At 67.2% G+C, this 18,193-nt stretch carries 18 protein-coding genes; 9 read left to right on the top strand and 9 right to left on the bottom strand.

Going from position 1 to position 18,193, the window contains the following annotated elements; translation table 11 throughout:
• Nucleotides 1–73: 73 nt before the first annotated feature.
• Nucleotides 74–367 carry a hypothetical protein gene (locus DMB37_RS30215; RefSeq protein ID WP_135235574.1) on the bottom strand — a complete coding sequence of 98 codons (294 nt, stop codon included), beginning with the start codon at nucleotides 365–367 and terminating at the stop codon, nucleotides 74–76.
• A 182-nt stretch (nucleotides 368–549) separates the two neighbouring features.
• On the opposite strand from DMB37_RS30215, the gene DMB37_RS30210 reads away from it, so the two are divergent.
• Entirely contained in the window at nucleotides 550–1,827 is a 1,278-nt protein-coding gene (locus DMB37_RS30210) for a helix-turn-helix domain-containing protein (RefSeq protein ID WP_135235573.1), read from the top strand.
• Nucleotides 1,828–1,864: 37 nt separating this feature from the next.
• On the opposite strand, the gene DMB37_RS30205 is transcribed toward DMB37_RS30210, so the two are convergent.
• From DMB37_RS30205 to DMB37_RS30190, 4 genes are all read right to left on the bottom strand, one after another.
• The gene (locus tag DMB37_RS30205) at nucleotides 1,865–2,611 is read right to left on the bottom strand and encodes a histidine phosphatase family protein (protein WP_135235572.1); all 747 of its coding nucleotides are present in this window, start codon (nucleotides 2,609–2,611) and stop codon (nucleotides 1,865–1,867) included.
• Nucleotides 2,612–3,215: 604 nt separating this feature from the next.
• Complete coding sequence (locus DMB37_RS30200; protein ID WP_107654883.1) at nucleotides 3,216–3,425, bottom strand: hypothetical protein; 210 nt, start codon at nucleotides 3,423–3,425, stop codon at nucleotides 3,216–3,218.
• Nucleotides 3,426–3,834: 409 nt separating this feature from the next.
• Nucleotides 3,835–5,046 carry a radical SAM family heme chaperone HemW gene (hemW, locus tag DMB37_RS30195; protein WP_206055036.1) on the bottom strand — a complete coding sequence of 404 codons (1,212 nt, stop codon included), beginning with the start codon at nucleotides 5,044–5,046 and terminating at the stop codon, nucleotides 3,835–3,837.
• 125 nt (nucleotides 5,047–5,171) lie between these two features.
• Nucleotides 5,172–5,573: an SgcJ/EcaC family oxidoreductase gene (locus tag DMB37_RS30190; protein WP_135235571.1), complete on the bottom strand. Its 402-nt coding sequence runs from the start codon at nucleotides 5,571–5,573 to the stop codon at nucleotides 5,172–5,174.
• A gap of 330 nt (nucleotides 5,574–5,903) precedes the next feature.
• Here DMB37_RS30190 and DMB37_RS42015 point away from each other — a divergent pair, with 330 nt between their 5' ends.
• The 6 genes from DMB37_RS42015 to DMB37_RS30165 all read left to right on the top strand — a co-directional run bounded on the left by DMB37_RS42015 (nucleotide 5,904) and on the right by DMB37_RS30165 (nucleotide 12,089).
• Nucleotides 5,904–5,996, top strand: coding sequence for an Ms4527A family Cys-rich leader peptide (locus DMB37_RS42015; RefSeq protein ID WP_370465231.1), 93 nt, complete (start codon nucleotides 5,904–5,906; stop codon nucleotides 5,994–5,996).
• Nucleotides 5,997–6,131: 135 nt separating this feature from the next.
• On the top strand, nucleotides 6,132–7,943 hold the full coding sequence (locus DMB37_RS30185) for a nitrite/sulfite reductase (RefSeq protein ID WP_240771718.1): 1,812 nt from the start codon (nucleotides 6,132–6,134) through the stop codon (nucleotides 7,941–7,943).
• Nucleotides 7,944–7,988: 45 nt separating this feature from the next.
• Nucleotides 7,989–8,735, top strand: a complete 747-nt coding sequence (locus DMB37_RS30180) for a phosphoadenylyl-sulfate reductase (protein WP_135235570.1) — start codon at nucleotides 7,989–7,991, stop codon at nucleotides 8,733–8,735.
• The gene (gene cysD, locus DMB37_RS30175; protein WP_228542176.1) at nucleotides 8,732–9,691 is read left to right on the top strand and encodes a sulfate adenylyltransferase subunit CysD; all 960 of its coding nucleotides are present in this window, start codon (nucleotides 8,732–8,734) and stop codon (nucleotides 9,689–9,691) included. Before DMB37_RS30180 ends, cysD begins: the two co-directional genes overlap by 4 nt.
• 90 nt (nucleotides 9,692–9,781) lie before the next feature.
• Entirely contained in the window at nucleotides 9,782–11,077 is a 1,296-nt protein-coding gene (locus tag DMB37_RS30170; protein WP_135235569.1) for a sulfate adenylyltransferase subunit 1, read from the top strand.
• Nucleotides 11,078–11,402: 325 nt separating this feature from the next.
• Nucleotides 11,403–12,089, top strand: coding sequence for a sirohydrochlorin chelatase (locus DMB37_RS30165; RefSeq protein ID WP_135237909.1), 687 nt, complete (start codon nucleotides 11,403–11,405; stop codon nucleotides 12,087–12,089).
• A 22-nt stretch (nucleotides 12,090–12,111) separates the two neighbouring features.
• Here the strand turns inward: DMB37_RS30165 and DMB37_RS30160 are convergent, their stop codons facing one another.
• Both DMB37_RS30160 and DMB37_RS30155 read right to left on the bottom strand, forming a co-directional pair.
• On the bottom strand, nucleotides 12,112–12,735 hold the full coding sequence (locus tag DMB37_RS30160) for a TetR/AcrR family transcriptional regulator (protein ID WP_135235568.1): 624 nt from the start codon (nucleotides 12,733–12,735) through the stop codon (nucleotides 12,112–12,114).
• A gap of 249 nt (nucleotides 12,736–12,984) precedes the next feature.
• Nucleotides 12,985–13,929, bottom strand: a complete 945-nt coding sequence (locus DMB37_RS30155; protein ID WP_135235567.1) for a YafY family protein — start codon at nucleotides 13,927–13,929, stop codon at nucleotides 12,985–12,987.
• A 97-nt stretch (nucleotides 13,930–14,026) separates the two neighbouring features.
• Between DMB37_RS30155 and DMB37_RS30150 the strand changes: the two genes are divergently transcribed.
• The gene (locus tag DMB37_RS30150) at nucleotides 14,027–14,434 is read left to right on the top strand and encodes a VOC family protein (RefSeq protein ID WP_135235566.1); all 408 of its coding nucleotides are present in this window, start codon (nucleotides 14,027–14,029) and stop codon (nucleotides 14,432–14,434) included.
• A 483-nt stretch (nucleotides 14,435–14,917) separates the two neighbouring features.
• On the top strand, nucleotides 14,918–15,124 hold the full coding sequence (locus DMB37_RS30140) for a hypothetical protein (protein WP_135235565.1): 207 nt from the start codon (nucleotides 14,918–14,920) through the stop codon (nucleotides 15,122–15,124).
• Nucleotides 15,125–15,193: 69 nt separating this feature from the next.
• On the opposite strand, the gene DMB37_RS30135 is transcribed toward DMB37_RS30140, so the two are convergent.
• Together DMB37_RS30135 and DMB37_RS30130 are read right to left on the bottom strand one after the other, a co-directional pair.
• Nucleotides 15,194–15,988 (bottom strand): HAD family hydrolase, encoded by a 795-nt coding sequence (locus DMB37_RS30135; protein WP_240771717.1) that lies wholly within the window; start codon nucleotides 15,986–15,988, stop codon nucleotides 15,194–15,196.
• A 164-nt stretch (nucleotides 15,989–16,152) separates the two neighbouring features.
• Nucleotides 16,153–18,072, bottom strand: coding sequence for an Hsp70 family protein (locus DMB37_RS30130; RefSeq protein WP_167768977.1), 1,920 nt, complete (start codon nucleotides 18,070–18,072; stop codon nucleotides 16,153–16,155).
• Nucleotides 18,073–18,193: the final 121 nt, after the last annotated feature.

Below are 18,193 nucleotides of genomic sequence, written 5' to 3'. Positions count from 1 at the left end.
CAACGGTACGGGCTGAACGACTCCCGCTACGGCGTCACGTATCCGGTGTTGCCTAGGTCAGGGCGACATTCGACTAGGCGGTACCCCCTGCCGCAGTATGCAGCCGGGCGTGCTTTCGATCATCACGACAGTGACAGCGGCGGCCGCGAGCCAGCCAGCCTGCCACCACCCAGGCTCCTGCCAGGGCCGTCACGGCCAGGGTGTTCATTTCCGAGGCCGCGGTCACGAAGGTGGCCAGAGCGGTCACCACAGTCGCGATAGGCGTCATTACGTGCACCATTTTGTGGGCGAATGACACGTGGTCATCCTCGTCGGCGGCACACTCCGGGTTTGCCAGGACCCTGCCGACGATGACGATTTTTTTCATACCCCCAGCGTGCCGCTGACCGGGGCTTGCGGCCAGGGATTGCCCCGCTCTTGCACGCCTTACGCGCAGAACCACGACTTTTATGGACGAAGTCGTAGGGCAGGGATACCGTCGAAAGCGCGGACGTCGCAGATACCTACGCGTGTCCCGACTATCAGAAACACCAATGATCTGGAGATGTTGTGGGTGGGCAGCACAGCATTGCGTGCGGAAGACGAGTCGTACGCGAATACGAGGCCGCAGGTGGGTCGACGTGGGAGCAGGTACACGCGGTGCGATCGCATTGCGGGGTTTCCTTGCTGCGCGCTCATCGCATCGCGCATGGGTTCACGCTCGTCGATGTCGCGCAGCGACTACAGCAGATCGTCAGCGCCGACGGGTCGTCGTGCCGGGGGTTATCCCATCAGAGCGTGTCCCGCTGGGAGACCGGTCTCGACATGCCGACCTATCAGTTCCTCGACGCCCTGTGCCGGTTGTATCGCACGCGACCGGACCGGCTCGGTTTCGGACACGACTACACCGACGACGAAATCCCTTCTCCCGCTTTACCCGGCCGCTTGGTCGTCGCTCCGGCTTCGCATGTCGGCTCCACCGCGCGGGATACCGTCCGGGCACTGGAGGAAAGCCTCGAACTCAGCGGCTATCTCGTATATGTCCTTCCCCCTTCGGAATACATTCCCGCGCGGATGCGCGACCTGGCTCAGGTCCAGCATGTGAAGCTGACCGATCACTCCGCCGATCTGCACCGACGGCTGCACCGCATCGAGGCAATTCTGGCGGGCCTCATCGCTTTTCGACTGAACGACGTCGCCGATCTGCACGACACGTTCATGTGGTTCGCCAAAGCGCGCCGGGCCGCCCGGCATGCCGGCGACCCTTCGCTCGAGGCCTGGTTGGCCGGGCACATGGCGCACACCCACGAGTGCTATCGGCACGCCCTCGATCAAGGATTGGCCGCAGCGCGTTCGGCGCAGGCGACCAGCGGACGGACGCCGACCGCGGCGGGTGTGTTCGGGTTGCTGGCCGAGGCGGGGATTCAGGCGAGAATCGGGCGGCGGCGGGACGCACTGGAGGCGGTGAATGCGGCGGAGCGGATGTTCGACGCCCTGCCCGAGACCGCGACGACCGACGACAACCTCGGCACCTCCGAATACATTCTGCGGTGGCATCAATCGCATGCGCTGAGTTCGATCGGTGATTGGCGGGCGGCCGAGGCGATCCGCGACCGCATGCTCGAGTTACCGATGGCGGAGAAAGACCAGGTCGGTCGTGCGCTGCTCGACCTCGACATGGCCGCCCTGTGGACTCGCCAAGGGGAACTGGACCATGCGCGCGAGCAGATCCGTCAGGTGTGGCAGTCGCTGCCGCCGGAACTGCGGGTGGGTCAGGTGCGCAGGAACGTCTCGCAGCTCGTGGTCGGACTGCCACCGGCGGTGCGGGACAACATCATCGAGCGGTGACGGTGGGTCATGTTGCGCGCGCAGGCAATTGGTGGGGTCAGGTTTCAGGTAGATGGGTGCGCTGGTCGTAGGTCAATAGCCGATAGCCGTCGGCGGCGCACTGCCAGCTGGTGATCGAGCCGTTGCCCGCGAGACCCTCTTCGGCGAGCGCCAAAACTGCTGTGTCGGTGAGGTTCTCGAGGATTTGACGAAGGAAGAGTACGACGGCGTCGTGCGCCACGATCAGCACGCGGCGGTGCCGGTGCTCGGATCGGAGATCGGACACGACGCCGCGGAGGCGCTCGGCGACATCCTTGAACGACTCGCCGCCGGGTGGGCGGTAGCCGAGAGGGTCGCGAGCCTCTTTCGCAGGTTCGTCGGGAAACCGCTCGCGCACAGCGGCCGGCGGGAGGTGTTTGAGTCGGCCACGCGATCGGTCGTGCAACCGCTGATCGATGCGATGGCACGGAAGGGTGCGATTCGCCGCAAGCAATTCCTGTTCAGCGAGTTGCCAGGTCTGCACGGCCCGCAGGTATGGCGAGCAAAGCACCAGGTCGGGCAGCTGATCAGGGTCGAGAGAAGCCAACCATCGGCCGAGAGCAGCAGCCTGCCGCTGCCCCAACTCGGTCAGTTCGATAGTCATGTCGTCGGATTCGATGAGTTCGTCGGCGGCCAAGGCAACATTCGCAGTGCTCTGCCCGTGTCTGACCGCGTACAGCAGGTCGACAGATCCCGAATTGTCCGTATGCGAGCAGGTCACCTCGAATCCACCCCGCCCCCAACCATTTACATCATCAGTTCCCACGCCATCCCCTTCGTGATCACCCCATTATGCGCCCCTCCGCCGCCTACCCAGCTGCACCGCTCCGCCCGCCGAGGCACGGTTTTCGCCATGCGAGGCTTGGCGGCGGACTTGCGCCCGGGGTTGCTGCACGTCAGCCACACAACAATCCGGGCGACGGCGCGACTGCGATGATCGCGCCGCCGCGGACAAGTAGTGAGCCAAGTCCCGCTCGGCTTTGGTGGGCGAGGCCGAACCATCTCGGCGTCCCGATCGGTCTTTCGGGCAGCACGGCATATCAGAGCGGCCGCAAACCACACGGAGTCTGCTGGTGCCGACTGCGGTTCAGCTAACCGGAGCGATGCCTACAGCTGGGCGAGCGTTGCCCTGATGCCCGCCGCACAGGTCGGTTCCGCTGGCACGGCTGCAAGCAATCACCCTGCACGGCGAGACGCCTGCACGGCGGCGGAGTCCATCCGACCTACCGCGCACACCGACGCCAGACACCGCACGATCGCAATGATCGCGCGGCGCTGTGGTTTTCGTAACCCGTCGCGTGTCGTCCAGCGCTTCCGCGCCGCGTACGGGTGACACCCCGCGAATGGCTTTCGCCGGCGGGGAGGTTTGGTTAGTCGCAGACCCTGGCTTGTTTGCCGGCGAGTGCGTCCAGGCCGAGCATCGCCAATAGGGATTGGCAATCATCGGCGTTCTGTGAATAGCTGGCAACGGTGCGTGCGGCCACCGCGCTCTGTCGCGCAGTTTCGGCCTTTTCATTTGCCCGCGCCTCGGCGAATTCGCCCGGTTCGTGGATGAGAGTGATGTGTCGTGCCGGGGACATGAATCTCCTTGGGGTTGATCGAAGCCTACAAGGCGCGCTCGCTCCGCGACAGCCGAACCGACCCGGCAGTTCGCTGAACGAGGTCTCTCGGGCGGCACGATGCCGACAATTCGACGGGTGGCGGGGCGCGCCGAAGGGGACCGAGTTCCGCCGCCTTCCGGGGTGGTCGGACGCCTGCGCGCGCCCCGGAGCGGGAAGGGCCGCCGAGGCTACCGAACGCCGCCGAAGGTGGATTTGTCGGCGCGGATGGGCCTGCGGCCGCACACTCGATCCAGATCGAAGCACGATGAGTGTTACGTCACATGATTGCGGGGATGAGCCGCGCGGCACTTCCAGCCGGCCACGTCAGACGAGCTAGCGGGGGTGCGAAAACTAGGTGTCGACCCCTCTCGACACCGCTGGACTCCGGCTACGGGACGAGTAGCTGACGGACCACTCCGTCGGCCAACAACCTGCCTCGATCGGTGAGGACGAGATGGTCTCCCGCACGAGTGGCGAGACCGTCCGCGATGACGCGGTCGGCAGCCGCGGCACCAGCGGTGTCCAGTTCGGCGAGGGGCAGCCCCGTGCGGAGGCGGACGGCGAGCATGACGCGCTCGGTGTAGCGCTCGTCGGGAGTGAGGGTTTCCCACCCTGCGGCGGGCAGGCCGCCGCCGGCGACGCGGTCGGCGTACCGGGCGGGGTGTTTGACGTTCCACCAGCGCACGCCGCCGACGTGGCTGTGCGCGCCGGGACCGGCACCGAGCCAGTCACCGCCGTCCCAGTAGCCGAGGTTGTGCCGGCAGGCCGCGGCTTCGCTTGCAGCCCAATTGGACACCTCGTACCAGCTCAATCCCGCGGCGGTAAGGCGAGCGTCGATGCGTTCGTAGCGGGCGGCAAGTACGTCGTCGTCCGGCGCGGGGAGTTCGCCGCGGCGCACCCGGCGGGCCAGCGCGGTGCCGTCTTCGACGATCAGCGAGTAGGCGGAGACGTGGTCGACGCCCGCGTCGATGACCGCGTCGAGGCTCTCGTCGAGGTCGCTGTCGCGTTCGCCGGGGGTGCCGTAGATGAGGTCGAGATTGACGTGATCGAAACCGGCGGCGCGGGCTTCTCGCGCGGCGGCGACGGCCCGGCCCGGGGTGTGGGTGCGGTCGAGGACTTTCAGCACGTGCGCGGCGGCGGACTGCATGCCGAGCGAGATCCGGGTGAAGCCGGCGGCGCGGATCCTGTCGAAGAATTCCGGTGCGGTGGATTCGGGGTTGGACTCGGTGGTCACCTCGGCGGACGCGGCGAGCGTGAAATTGTCGCGCACGGCATCGAGGACCGCGGCCAGTCCGTCGCCGCCGAGCAGGGACGGGGTGCCACCGCCGACGAAGATCGTCGCCACCTCCGGCGTTGCCGTCGGCAGGGCCGCGAACTGCTCAGCCGCCGTGACCAACTCACCGCGCAGCGCCGCCAGCCAGGACTGCGGCGACGCGGAGGTCCCGAGTTCGCCTGCGGTGTAGGTGTTGAAATCGCAGTATCCGCAGCGTGTCGCACAGAACGGCACATGCACGTATATCCCGAACGGGCCGTCCCCGAAGTCGCCGAGCACCGGGCCGGACGTCTCGGTGCCGACAGGGATAGCCGCAGGTGAACTCACCCCTCCAGTGTGCAGGTCGCCCCGCAACCGACACTCGACGCCTCCCCCGCTTGGACGAATGATCATGGGGAACTGATGCTGTTCGCTACTCGGGCGATGCCAGCATCAGTTCCCCCGCACCGATCTCAGGATTCGGCGATGACGGTGTTCTGGTTGGCGGTGAGCAGCCAGTGGCCGTTCTCTTTGGACATGACGTACATCGGGGAACCTTCGCCGGTGAGCCGGCCGTCGTTGGTCAGGTAGCGCTGGCGGACCTTGACGGCGGCGACGTCGGGCCGGATGAACAGGACGTGCTCGATCTCGTAGGTGGCGGTGCCGTCGCGCATGGCGCCGGGCAGGACCTTCGCGGTGAACTCGGCGATCGCCGCGCGGCCGAACAGTCGCTTGCCGCCGCCGGTGGTCCAGATGGCGTCTTCGCGGAACAGTCCGACGAACTCATCGACCAGTTCGTTCTGCTGGGAGTGCTGGATGGTCGCAACTACCGTGCGAATCGCGTCGAGCTCGGTGTCGACAGGTGCGGTACTCATGCCGCAGAGTCTGATACCCGAAGTGCACTTAAGGTCAACTGGGCTGGTGGACAAAGTGCTGCGGTCGGCAGGAAAGTGCCCAGCAAGAGTCGCGCGGTAACGAGACGAAAGTCGGCCTGACGCGACGGCGGCGGGCATCACCCGGGGCGGACTCAGTCAGAGTGGCACAGTTCACTTTTGGCGAGCCGGACGCATCACCGGCCGCCATGGACGGATGACCTATGACCACCGTCACAAATCCACCGAACGGTCCAGGGGATTCTCCGCACTTTTGCGGAAAATATCGATCTACGGTCGGAAGCCACCCGTTGAGGTGGCACAATAGGCTGCATGCGCGCATCGGGAGTACGACTTGTGGCACGTCGCCACGTCGACTACAAGCGCGTCTGTAGCGCCAGCTGTCTGCCCGATTCCCCTCGGTAGCTCAGCGACGCCCATCCCCGGGTCCTCCCGGCGATCCCGATATTCGACTTCATCGGTCCGCTGACACCGCAGGTGCGAGTCAGCCCCTCGCGCCTCCAGCACGGATGTATCACCCACCCCGCAGGAGCGACCCTCATGACGTCGAGCACCGACGCCGGTCCGATCGATCAGTCCGGCCCTGAATCCCGGCCAGGTCACCACCCACGCCCCGAACGCCCCGCGGCCGAACGCCGCGTGCGCCCCGACCGCCCGCGGCCGGAAGCCTCGGCAGGCCCGCGCGCCCGCACGGGTAAGCCGGTGCGCCGCAAGGCGGAGGGCCAGTGGGCGCTCGGCTACCGCGAACCGCTGAACCCGAACGAGCAGTCCAAGAAGGACGACAACCCGCTCAACGTCCGCGCCCGGATCGAGAACATCTACTCCAAGCAGGGCTTCGACAGCATCGACAAGGGCGACCTGCGCGGCCGCTTCCGCTGGTGGGGTCTCTACACCCAGCGCGAGCAGGGCTACGACGGCAGCTGGACCGGCGACGAGAACATCGACCTGCTCGAGGCCAAGTACTTCATGATGCGCATCCGCTGCGACGCGGGCGCGTTGAACGTCGAGCAGCTGCGCACACTCGGCCAGATCTCCACCGAGTTCGGCCGCGACACCGCCGACCTGTCCGACCGCGAGAACGTGCAGTACCACTGGATCGAGGTGGAGAACGTCCCCGAGATCTGGCAGCGGATCGAGGCGGTCGGGCTCAAGACCACCGAGGCGTGCGGCGACTGCCCGCGCGTGGTGCTCGGCTCGCCGCTGGCCGGGGAGTCGCTCACCGAGATCATCGACCCGACCCCGGCCATCGACGAGATCGTGCGCCGCTACATCGGCAAGAAGGAGTACTCCAACCTGCCGCGCAAGTTCAAGACCGCGATCTCGGGCCAGCAGGACGTGGTGCACGAGATCAACGACGTCGCGTTCGTCGGGGTGAACCATCCCGAACACGGGCCCGGCCTGGACCTGTGGGTCGGTGGCGGCCTGTCCACGAATCCGATGCTCGCGCAACGGGTCGGCGCGTGGGTGCCGCTCGACGAGGTGCCCGATGTGTGGGAGGCCGTGGTCTCGCTCTACCGCGACTACGGCTACCGCCGTCTGCGTACCAAGGCGCGGCTGAAGTTCCTGGTCAAGGACTGGGGCATCGAGAAGTTCCGCGAGGTGCTCGAGGAGAAGTACCTGAAGCGCAAGCTGATCGACGGTCCGGCGCCGGAGCAGCCGACCAAGCCGATCGACCACGTCGGGGTGCAGAAGCTGAAGAACGGGCTCAACGCAGTGGGGTTCTCCCCCATCGCGGGCCGGGTTTCGGGCACGATCCTGACCAAGGTCGCCGACGCGGTCGAGCGCATCGGGTCCGACCGGATCCGGTTCACCCCGTACCAGAAGCTGATCGTGCTCGACGTCGCCGACGACAAGGTCGATGAGCTGATCGACGAGCTGGCACCCCTTGGGCTGCAGGCGCGTCCGTCGCTGTGGCGGCGAAACCTGATGGCCTGCTCGGGAATCGAGTTCTGCAAGCTGTCGTTCGCCGAGACCCGCAAGCGGTCCCAGGCGCTGGTGCCCGAACTCGAGGAGCGGCTCGCGGATCTCAATGCGCAGCTGGACGTTCCGGTCACCATCAACATCAACGGCTGCCCGAACTCGTGTGCGCGGTCGCAGATCGCCGACATCGGGTTCAAGGGTCAGCTGGTCGACGACGGCACCGGGAATCAGGTGGAGGGCTTCCAGGTTCATCTGGGTGGCAGCCTCGGCTTCGACAGCGCCTTCGGACGCAAGCTGCGTCAGCACAAGGTGACCAGCGAGGAGCTCGGTGACTACATCGAGCGGGTGGTGCGCAACTTCATCAAGCACCGCGAGGATGGCGAACGATTCGCGCAGTGGGTCGTTCGTGCCGACGAGGCGGATTTGAAATGAGCCTCGCTTGCGCAAGAGCACTGCTCAGGTGATGGGAGATCAACTGTGACAACCGAACTGGTGGCGAAGCTGACCGAGGACGAGCTGCGGGCCATCGCGGACAAAGGCGCCGCCGATCTCGGACCGGACGCCTCGGCGCTTGATCTGCTGCAGTGGACCGAGGACAACTTCGGCACTGCCGCCGCGGACCCGCAAGCGCCCGGTGGCTACATCGTCGCCTCGAACATGCAGGACGGCGTGCTGGTACATCTGGCCGCGCAGGTCCGCCCCGGAATCGATGTCCTGTTCCTGGACACCGGCTACCACTTCGCCGAGACCATCGGCACCCGGGACGCCGTGGAGGCGGTGTACGGGGTGAACGTGGTCAATGTCCGGCCGGAACAGACTGTCGCCGAACAGGACCAGCTGCTCGGCAAGGATCTGTTCGGGCGCGATCCCGGCGAGTGCTGCAGGCTGCGCAAGGTCGTTCCGCTGAAGAAGTCGTTGAGCGGTTACAACGCGTGGGTCACCGGTATCCGCCGGGTCGAGTCGCCCACCCGCGCCAACGCGCCGCTCATCTCGTTCGACGAGGCGTTCGGGCTGGTGAAGATCAATCCGATCGCCGCCTGGTCCGACGACGAGATGCAGGACTACATCGAACAGCACGGCATCCTCGTCAATCCCCTTGTGGAGGAGGGGTATCCGTCCATCGGCTGCGCTCCGTGCACACGGAAGCCGGAGCCGGGATCCGATCCACGAAGCGGGCGTTGGGCCGGCCTCGCCAAGACCGAATGCGGGTTGCACCAGTCATGACGGAGACCATTAACGTGAGCGAACGCGTGAGCGACCAATCCACCGAACGCGCCTTCGGCATCAGCGATTTCGATACCCTGGCCGCGCTGGAGTCGGAGTCGATCCACATCTTCCGCGAGGTGGCAGGTGAATTCGAGCGGCCGGTGATCCTGTTCTCCGGCGGCAAGGACTCCACCGTGCTGCTGCACCTGGCGCTCAAGGCGTTCTGGCCCGCGCCGCTGCCGTTCGCGCTGCTGCACGTCGACACCGGGCACAATCTGCCCGAGGTGCTGGAGTTCCGGGACAAGATCGTCGAGCGGTACGGGCTGCGGCTGCACGTCGCCAAGGTCGAGGACTACCTCGCCGACGGCAGGCTCACCGAACGCCCGGACGGCATCCGCAATCCGCTGCAGACCGTCCCGCTGCTGGACGCGATCACCGAGCACCGCTTCGACGCGGTGTTCGGCGGCGGGCGCCGCGACGAAGAGCGGTCCCGGGCCAAGGAGCGAATCTTCTCGCTGCGCAACGCCTTCGGGCAGTGGGATCCGAAGCGGCAGCGGCCCGAGCTGTGGAACCTCTACAACGGGCGGCACGCGCCGGGCGAGCACGTGCGGGTATTCCCGTTGAGCAACTGGACCGAGCTGGACATCTGGCGTTACATCGCTCGCGAGGACATCGACCTGGCGAGCATCTACTACGCGCATCAGCGTCCGGTATATCAGCGCGACGGTATGTGGATGACGCCCGGCGTGTGGGGCGGACCGCGGGAAGACGAAGTGCTGGAAACGCTTTCGGTGCGATACCGCACCGTCGGCGATGGATCTTCCACCGGCGCGGTGCTTTCCGATGCGGCCGACAACGCGGCGATCCTCGCCGAGGTGGCCGCGTCTCGGTTGACCGAACGTGGCGCTACTCGCGGCGACGACCGAGTGTCGGAAGCCGCGATGGAAGACCGTAAGCGCGAAGGCTATTTCTGATGCCGACGCCGCTGAACCTGGTGCGCGGTATGGGCAACGCCCCGGCGGCCGCCGCGCGGAAAGAACGTAAGCGAGAGGGTAGTTTCTGACATGTCCGACCTATTGAGGCTGGCTACCGCCGGTTCTGTCGACGACGGTAAGTCCACTCTGGTCGGACGTCTGCTGTACGACACGAAATCCGTGCTCGCCGATCAGATCGATGCCGTGACCCGCGCCTCGGTCGACAAAGGTCTTGCCACACCGGACCTTTCGTTGCTCGTGGACGGGCTGCGCGCGGAGCGTGAGCAGGGCATCACCATCGATGTCGCCTACCGCTATTTCGCTACGCCGCAGCGCTCTTTCGTGCTCGCGGACACTCCCGGGCACGTGCAGTACACGCGGAATACGGTGTCCGGTGCGTCGACGGCGCAGCTGGTGATCCTGCTCGTCGACGCACGCAAGGGCGTCATCGAGCAGACTCGCAGGCACGCTGCGGTTCTCGCGCTGCTCGGCGTGCCGAAGCTGGTGCTCGCGGTGAACAAGATCGACCTGGTCGATGACGCGGCGACCGTATTCGCCGAGATCTCGGCCGAATTCAACCAGCTCACCCGCACCCTCGGCTGGTCCGACGACGACGTGCTGGAGATCCCGGTCTCCGCGCTGCACGGCGACAATATCGCCACGCGCTCGGACAGCACCCCGTACTACACCGGGCCCTCACTGATCGAGCACCTCGAATCGGTACCGGTCGATGCCGACAGCACCGGCAATCACACACTGGGACTTCGTTTTCCGGTGCAGTACGTGATCCGGCCGCGCACCGCCGAGTACCCCGACTACCGCGGCTACGCCGGTCAGATCGCGGCCGGTGCGGTCGCGCCGGGCGACGAGGTCGTCGTGCTGCCGTCCGGGATTCGCACCACCGTCGAACGGATCGACACCCCGGACGGTGAACTCGCGGTCGCGCAGACCGGCCGCAGTGTCACGCTGATCCTGGCCGACGACGTCGACATCTCCCGCGGCGACACCATCGCCTCGGTCGCCGACGCCCCCGACCCGATCGACACCTTCGACGCCACCGTCTGCTGGCTCGGCGACAAGCCGCTGCGCCCCGGCGCCCGCCTACTGCTCAAGCACGGCACCCGCACCACCCAGGCCATCGTCGGCGCCCTGCTGGAACGCTTCGACGAGCAGCGCATGATCGCCGACCCGAACCCGGAATCATTGGCCCTCAACGACATCGGCCGCGTCTCCCTGCGCGTCGCCGAACCGCTCGCCGTCGACGACTACCGAGTGAACCGGCACACCGGCAGCTTCCTGCTGATCGACCCGTCCGGCGGCAACACCCTCGCCGCCGGCCTCGTCGGCGACGTGCTGTCGGCGGTCGAGGTCGGTACCGGAGTCTGAGATGACGGATCCGTCCGGCATCGAAACGGTGCGGCCGGTCGCCGCCGCCGGGGTGTCCGCGCCCGGGTCTGCGACGGCCGACCTGTCCGGCCTCGCTACGACATGGCCAGTTGCCGCACCCGCAGGGCTGGGGCCGCTTGGAGCCGCTTCGACCGTGCGGGGCGTTGGTAGCACGCGAGCCGTCCAGGCGGCCGTGCTGCCGCACGCTATCGGGGTGCCGAGTTTCACGGCGACGCCGCTCGGGAGCGAGCCGGCATCGACGCTCGGCCGCCCCGCGCTGATCGCGGTGGCGCACGGGAGCCGGGATCCGCGGTCGGCTGCGACGATGTCGGCGGTTGTCGCCGACCTGGCGGCCGCGCGGCCGGGTTTCGATGTGCGGCTGGCGTTTCTCGATCTCAATGCGCCGTCGGTGGAGCAGGTCGTGGATGCTGTTGCGGCCGAGGGGCATACCCATGCGGTGATCACGCCGCTGTTGCTGGGTAGCGCCTTTCATGCGCGGGTGGATTTGCCGGGGCTGCTAGCTGCCGCTCACGCTCGGCATCCTCAGCTGCAACTGACCCAGGCCGGGGTTCTCGGACCTGATGCCCGGCTGATCGCGGCCCTGCGGGATCGCGTGGCCGAGGCGTCCAATTCCGTGCCCCTGGTCGCTCGGTCGAATCGCCGCTTGGGGATTGCCGTTGCCGCCGTGGGTTCCTCCTCCCCCGCTGCCAACGCCCGCACGGCCGAGGTGGCCCGCCGCCTTGCCGCGCTCACCGGGCACCTCGCCGAGATCTGCTTCGCGACCACCGAACCAACACTGCCCGAGGCGATTTCCCGTCTGCGCACGCGTGGCGCCGAGGACATTCTGGTCGCCCCATGGTTCCTGGCCCCCGGCCTGCTCACCGATCGGCTCGTCGCTGCCGCACCGAATGTGCTGCACGCCAACGTCATCGGCCCCCATGCAGCACTGACTGACATCGTCTGGGACCGCTACGCCGCGGCGATCGCCACCACTCTCACAATGTCGGCCTGACAGCGCTCCGCGAAGACAGCGCTCAACTCAGCAGATTGTCGACGATGGCCCTGGCCGTCGCGACTCCCCACTCGTTGTCCATCTGACGAGCGGTGTGGGCGGCCGATATGACGGCGTCCAGCTCGAAGGCGATGATGTCGGCGTTGCGCTCGCCGAGGTGGCCTTGTTCCTGGGCGAGGCGGATCTCCTTGGACAGGAATGCGAGGAAGTCGCGGTGGTCCGCCGCGATGGCGTCACGGACCGGGCCGGGGCGGCTGTCGAACTCGGCGAGGGTGGCGACGCGGAAGCAGCCGCCGGGGAAGGCCGGTTCGGCGACCTGGCCGAACCAGTGGTGCACGATGGCGCGCAGCCGGGGCATGCCGCTGGGTTCGGCCAGGCTCGGCGTGATCACCTGCTCGATGAAGACCTCGCGGGCAGTCTTGACCGCGGCCAACTGCAGACTCTCTTTGCTGCCGAACAAGGTGGCGATGCCGCTTTTGCTGAGGCCTAGATCGGCGGCGAGCTTGCCGATGCTCACGCCCGTCAGGCCCTCGACGGAAGCCACGTCGGCGGCGTGCCTGGCGATCGAAGCCCGGGATCGCGCGCCCTTCGCCAAGCGCTGATCAGTGCCTTGCTGCTGGTCGGCAGGGGTGGTGGGCTCGGGCATGGCTCCATTCTTCCACGAAAAGTCGCATACAAGAACGTACGGTCGTTCTTTGATGAACGAGCGATCGTATGCATTTGTGCCCGCTCAGCGGACCTCCTCCGCCGCACCACGTGCAGGCACGCCGTCCTGGCCGCTGAATCATCCGCGCACTCAGGCACGGATCCCGCCGACCATCCGTGCCCCGGGCCGATCACCCCATGGTGTGCCACTGGACGACCGCCACGACCGCAGGAGCGGAAAATTCTCGCATCAGGAGTGGTAGCGCTCGAGGAGTTCGGTGCCGATCCGGGCCAGTTCGATGCGAACTTCCGGCGGATCGAGGACTTCGATGGCGGCTCCCCAGCCGGCCAGTTGCTGGGCGAGCATCCAGGCGGTGGGGGCGGTGACCTGGACTCGGATGCGGCCGTCATCGATCGGGCCGTCGACCACGCAGTGCCTGCCCTGCTGATTGCGCAGGATCGGCAGCAGTCGTTCAGAGATGAGGACGGTGGCGGCGGTGGCGGCGCGGCGCTGCTCGAGCTCGTCCACCACCTCGTTCCAGGTCGCGGAGAGGTCGAAATCGGCTGGACGGTGGGCGGTTTCGTCGGTCACGACGGCCTCGGTGATGCGGTCGATGCGGAAGGTGCGCTGGCCATTGTCGGTGCCCGCGATGAGGTACCAGATGGCGTCCTTGTCGATCAGGCCCCACGGGTCGACGAGTCGCTCGGTGTGCTCGCCCTTCTTACTGGCGTAGCGCAGGCGAACCTTGTTGCGCTGCACCACCGCTCGTTGGAGCAGCGCGACCACCGGCGGCAGCTCGCGGTCGGTCTGACCCCAGCGGGCCGGATCGATCACCACGGCATCGGCGGCCGCGGCGGCGTCGGTGCGAAACGGCTGCGGTAAGGCGCGAACCAGTTTGCGCAGCGCCGATTTCACCTCCGGCACCGCGTTCGCCGACGGCCCCGCCAGCAGAAACAACGCTCGCGCCTCGCCCGCCGTCAGACCGGTGAGGTCGGTGCGCGCGCCGCCCACCAGTGACCAGCCGCCGCCGCGACCCGGCTGTGGGTAGACCGGGACGCCCGCCATCGACAAGGCCTCCAGGTCGCGGCGCGCGGTGGCGACCGAGGTTTCCAGCTCCTCGGCGACCTCGGCCGCTGTCACCCGTCCGCGCGTCTGCATCATCAGCAGGATCGCCACCAGTCTGTCCGCTCGCATGCGCACAATTCTGCCCGAAAAAGTGCTCATTCATTGAGCACTTTAGGGCGGATGATGGTTTTCAACAGCAAAGAACGAACCGAAGAAGGAGATTGAAATGCTGCGAGGAATGGCGACGAGCACGTTCTACGCCGACGATCTGGAGGCCGCGAAAGATTGGTACAGCGAGTTCCTCGGCGTCGAGCCGTACTTCCACGTCCCCGGCGGCTACTACGAGTTCCGCATCGGCGACTACCTGCACGAATTCGGCATCGTCAACCGCGCATACGGACCGGCGGGCGCCAACAACGCCCCCGGCGGCGCGATCGTCAACTGGCACGTCGACGACCTCCAGGCCACCTTCGACCGGCTGCTCGAACTCGGTGCCAAGGAATACGACCCGATCACCCCGCGCGGCAACACCGGGTTCGTGACGGCGTCGGTCGTCGACCCCTTCGGCAACGTCCTCGGCCTGATGTCGAACCCGCACTACCTCGAGGTGCTGGCCAAGACCGGACCGGCGTAGTCACCCGCCCGACCTCGTTGTCGCCGCTTAACAATCCGACCGAGTGCCCCGCGGTCCGCGACGGGGCACTCGGTCGTAAGCGACCCGGCAACCGGGCGACCCGCGAACCCGCGAACCCGCGAACCCGCGAACCCGCGAACCCGCGAACCCGCGAACCCGCGAACCCGCGAACCCGCGAACCCGCGAACCCGCGAACCCGCGACGAGATTGTTTGCCAAAGGCGATCGGAGATGCAATGCCCCGCAGAGCATTCCAGATGATGCCCCAGGTGATTGCTCGGCCTGTGCCTACGGGCAGTGACCCGCGGAGCGGACTGCATACCGACCGCGGACGGGGTGGCCCGGACGATGCAACATGGGCCGTCATATGATCTGGGCCACATCAGGCCGTGCCAATGCGAGCGGCTTCGGGCTTGGAAGGACACCTATGGCCATATCCGCTGGAGCGGCAGACGATGCGAACGGTGCTATGGAGGCACCGGCGTTGCGAGATCGAACCCATGACGAGACCGACCGGCCGTCGGCGGACACGCTCGGCCGAACCCAAATGATCCCGGCCGTCAGCAAATTGGAGCAGACCGCGATCATGCCGCCGCTGGAAGGGTTGTCGGACAACGACTCTCCGGCGCCCCGCAGCCAAACGGGATGGACCACGCGGGTCACCGGTTTGTGGCGGCGGTTGCGCCCGTAGCGGATGCCCGCCAGCGCAATAGTGCCGGCTACAGATGCTGCCGACCGTCCTGACACCTGGTCGTCCTGCTCAGGGACGGAACCACCGCTCGAGTACCGTGGCGACGCCGTCTTCCAGCACGTCCCCGGTGACCTCATCCGCCAGATCCCGGACATCTGCGGGGGCATTCGCCATAGCCACGGAATGCGCTGCCCAGCGCAGCATTTCGCGATCGTTGTAGCCATCGCCGATCGCCAGGGTGGCGGTGCGCGGCACCTGCAAAGCCAGGCGAAGACGCTCGAGTGCCCAGCCTTTGGAGACGCCTTGACGCGAGACAGTGAGCCAGGGACCGAATTCGCCGTGCACCCAGCTCGCGCCCGGGACCTGGAGTTCTGCCAGTAGGCGCAGCATCTCCGCCAGTGAACCCTGCGGCCACCAACCGTTGAGCCGCGGCGTGCGCTCGCTGCTCAGCGCGGAGTGGTCGACGAGCAGGTATTCACCGAGCGAGAACTGTCCAGGGCTGACGCCGGTGGCCCAGTAGCCGACGCCGACCTTCTCCACCGCGAAGATCATCTCCGGGATCAGGGCGCGCAATGCGACGACCGCGGGCGCCGGGTCGAAATCCTGCACGGTGAGCGGCTGACCTTTGGCGACGTCGACGTGCACCGCACCGTTGGAGCACAGCGCGTGCCCTTCGACGAGGCCGAGCTCGGACAGTACCGAACGGGTCGCCAAGACGGTTCGCCCGGTGGTCACGACGACGTGCGCGCCCGCCGCGACGGCCGCGCGCACAGCGGCGGCGACGCGCTCGCTCACCGGGCTGCCGGTGTCGAGCAGCGTGCCGTCCACATCCAGCGCGATCAGCTGGGGTCCCCCGGTTGCCACCAGCCCATTGTGCCCCGCAGTAGCTGCGCTCGTCCCCCGATCAACCGCACCGAGACCGACGGCTGTCAACTGAACTTCCAGCTCCGTTGCGGTAGATGACTCGGCTGGGGAGGTCAACCCCCGCATCCGAGGAGACTATCGAGTCGACTGCGGACCGCTGGTGGCTAGTGGCTGCTCGCGGAGTCGCCGCCGGAAGTAGAACCGCCGGAGCTCGATCCGCCGGAGGTGCTGCCCGAAGAAGTATCGGACGTGCTGCCGCTGGTCGATGTGCCGCTGGAGGTTCCGGCTGAGGACGTGCCACCGGATGTGCTTCCGCCCGACGTCGTTCCGCCGGAAGTGCTGCCGCCCGTCGCTGTACCGCCGGACGTGGTTCCGCCGGACGAGGTGTCGGAGGTGCCGCCGGTCCCGGAGGTCGCACCACTCGAGGTTTCCCCGGAAGACGTACCGCCGGTACTGGACTCGCCGGATGTTCCACCGGAGGTGCTTGCGCCGGAAGAGGTACTTCCCGAGGTAGTGCCGCTCGTGGTCTCGGAAGGTGTTGTGCCGGTCGCGGTACCGGCGCCGGATGTCGGACTGTTCACCGCGCCGCCAGTCGCCGGGGCGGCGACCGGCTCCGGTACCGACGGTGTCGGATTGGCCTGCGGCGCAGCGGGTATCGTGCCCGACGCGGGCGGTACTACGGGCGCTCCCGCGATGGGCGACACCGGATGGCCAGGAACGCCCGGAACCGAAGGCTGCCCCGGCAACAGCACAGGCTTACCGAATGGCAGCGGGTTGATGAAGTGGGCCGGGTCGGCGTAGGTACCGCCGGGTCGCGTCGCGCCGCTGTGGCCGGCGAGTTCGTCGTGCGAGTCGCTGCGGGATTCCGCGATGCTCGGACCGAGTGTGCTGGCGCGCGCCACGGGGGTGATGAACAGCCCGTAAGCGGAGGGGCTCGGCGCACCCAGGCCGGCCGCGATGGCTCGCGATGTCCGCCATCCTGCGGGTGTGGCTACCCATGCCTCGTGCTGACCGGCCGATTTGTCCGCGCCGACGTCGTAGAGCAGGGTGTCGGTCGACGGCGAGTCGAGGCCCGGGTAGTGCTCGAGCACCGGTGACGCGGCGGGGCCTGCGGGACTGCCGAACACGGTCACCGCCGACATGGCGACGGCGGAAACTACAGCGGCGCTGGAGAATACGGCGACGCGCGGCGCATGCTCCTTACCGCCGGACCCAGCAAGCGCCATGGTGCGCGCGGCCATGAGGGCGGCGCCCGCGGCGATGGTGTGGCCCGGGTCGGCCGAAACGACCAGGGGGCGGCCGAGTTCGGCAAGCGTGCGGGCGACCTCGGCCGGCCGCGACGCTCCGCCGATCACCAGGATGCGGCTGATGTCGGAGAGCGTGAGGTCGGCGGATCGGACGGCGGCCCGCACCACTTCGAGGGTGTCGTGTACGTGCGCGGTGCGCAGGCCGTCGATATCGACCATCGACAGCAGCGACATGGGCGTGGTCGCACCGGGCCCGGTGTCGTGGGCGTATCGCGCGATCATCGCGCCGAGCGGCCTGCCGCCGAAGTCGTAGCAGCGCACCGGCTTTCCGACCATCGGATGGTTGTCCCAGTCGGAACCGACCCGCACGACGGTGACATCGAGGCTGGTCCCGCCGAGGTCGTAGACAAGCACGAAGCCGGGCTCGAGCGGACCGTGTTCACGCTCAAGCCATTCGGCGGCGGCGACCGGTTCCGGCACCAGCGCAACATCACTCGCACCCGACAGGTCGAGGGCCTGCCGCAGCAACGACACTTGCTTGTCTGAATACATTGCGGGATAGGTGGCTACGGCACCCGACTCGGCCGCGGTGGGCTCGGCCGCGCGCAGTCCGTTCACCACCGCCGCGACGAGGTTGGCCGGCGACCAGATGCGCCCGCCGACGATCATCGGTTCCGGATCGCGGCTCAGGTCGGCGAAATCCGTGACAGCCATGCTGAATTGCGGGATGCCGCCGATGCGCAACCCGCCCGCGCTGTCGAAGGTCACCGCGGTGCGTCGACTGCGCACGACGGGCCGGGTTCGTGCACCGGTCACCGAAGCCGTCACAGAGTTCACTGCACCGATGCTGAAACCCAGACCTGTGGTCATATGCTATCCCGTCAACGTACCGAGACCACGTCCATCACACAGAGAACCATGTGGCCGCGGTCGTCTTCCAAACAGCCAGCACAGATTA

It is taken from the genome of Nocardia sp. CS682, from assembly GCF_004634405.1.
Classification (GTDB): domain Bacteria; phylum Actinomycetota; class Actinomycetes; order Mycobacteriales; family Mycobacteriaceae; genus Nocardia; species Nocardia ninae.
The sequence above is the reverse complement of the archived record's forward strand: the minus strand, read 5'-3'. Positions and strand labels throughout refer to the sequence as shown.

What these genes read in the sequence shown, in the direction of transcription:
- DMB37_RS30190 (WP_135235571.1), bottom strand. Translation starts at nt 5,573, where the DNA reads ATGAGTACCGCACCTGTCGACACCGAGCTCGACGCGATTCGCACGGTA.
- DMB37_RS30215 (WP_135235574.1), bottom strand. Translation starts at nt 367, where the DNA reads ATGAAAAAAATCGTCATCGTCGGCAGGGTCCTGGCAAACCCGGAGTGT.
- DMB37_RS30185 (WP_240771718.1), top strand. Translation starts at nt 6,132, where the DNA reads ATGACGTCGAGCACCGACGCCGGTCCGATCGATCAGTCCGGCCCTGAA.
- DMB37_RS42015 (WP_370465231.1), top strand. Translation starts at nt 5,904, where the DNA reads ATGCGCGCATCGGGAGTACGACTTGTGGCACGTCGCCACGTCGACTAC.
- DMB37_RS30165 (WP_135237909.1), top strand. Translation starts at nt 11,403, where the DNA reads ATGTCGGCGGTTGTCGCCGACCTGGCGGCCGCGCGGCCGGGTTTCGAT.
- DMB37_RS30170 (WP_135235569.1), top strand. Translation starts at nt 9,782, where the DNA reads ATGTCCGACCTATTGAGGCTGGCTACCGCCGGTTCTGTCGACGACGGT.
- cysD (WP_228542176.1), top strand. Translation starts at nt 8,732, where the DNA reads ATGACGGAGACCATTAACGTGAGCGAACGCGTGAGCGACCAATCCACC.
- DMB37_RS30200 (WP_107654883.1), bottom strand. Translation starts at nt 3,425, where the DNA reads ATGTCCCCGGCACGACACATCACTCTCATCCACGAACCGGGCGAATTC.
- DMB37_RS30155 (WP_135235567.1), bottom strand. Translation starts at nt 13,929, where the DNA reads ATGCGAGCGGACAGACTGGTGGCGATCCTGCTGATGATGCAGACGCGC.
- DMB37_RS30160 (WP_135235568.1), bottom strand. Translation starts at nt 12,735, where the DNA reads ATGCCCGAGCCCACCACCCCTGCCGACCAGCAGCAAGGCACTGATCAG.
- DMB37_RS30150 (WP_135235566.1), top strand. Translation starts at nt 14,027, where the DNA reads ATGCTGCGAGGAATGGCGACGAGCACGTTCTACGCCGACGATCTGGAG.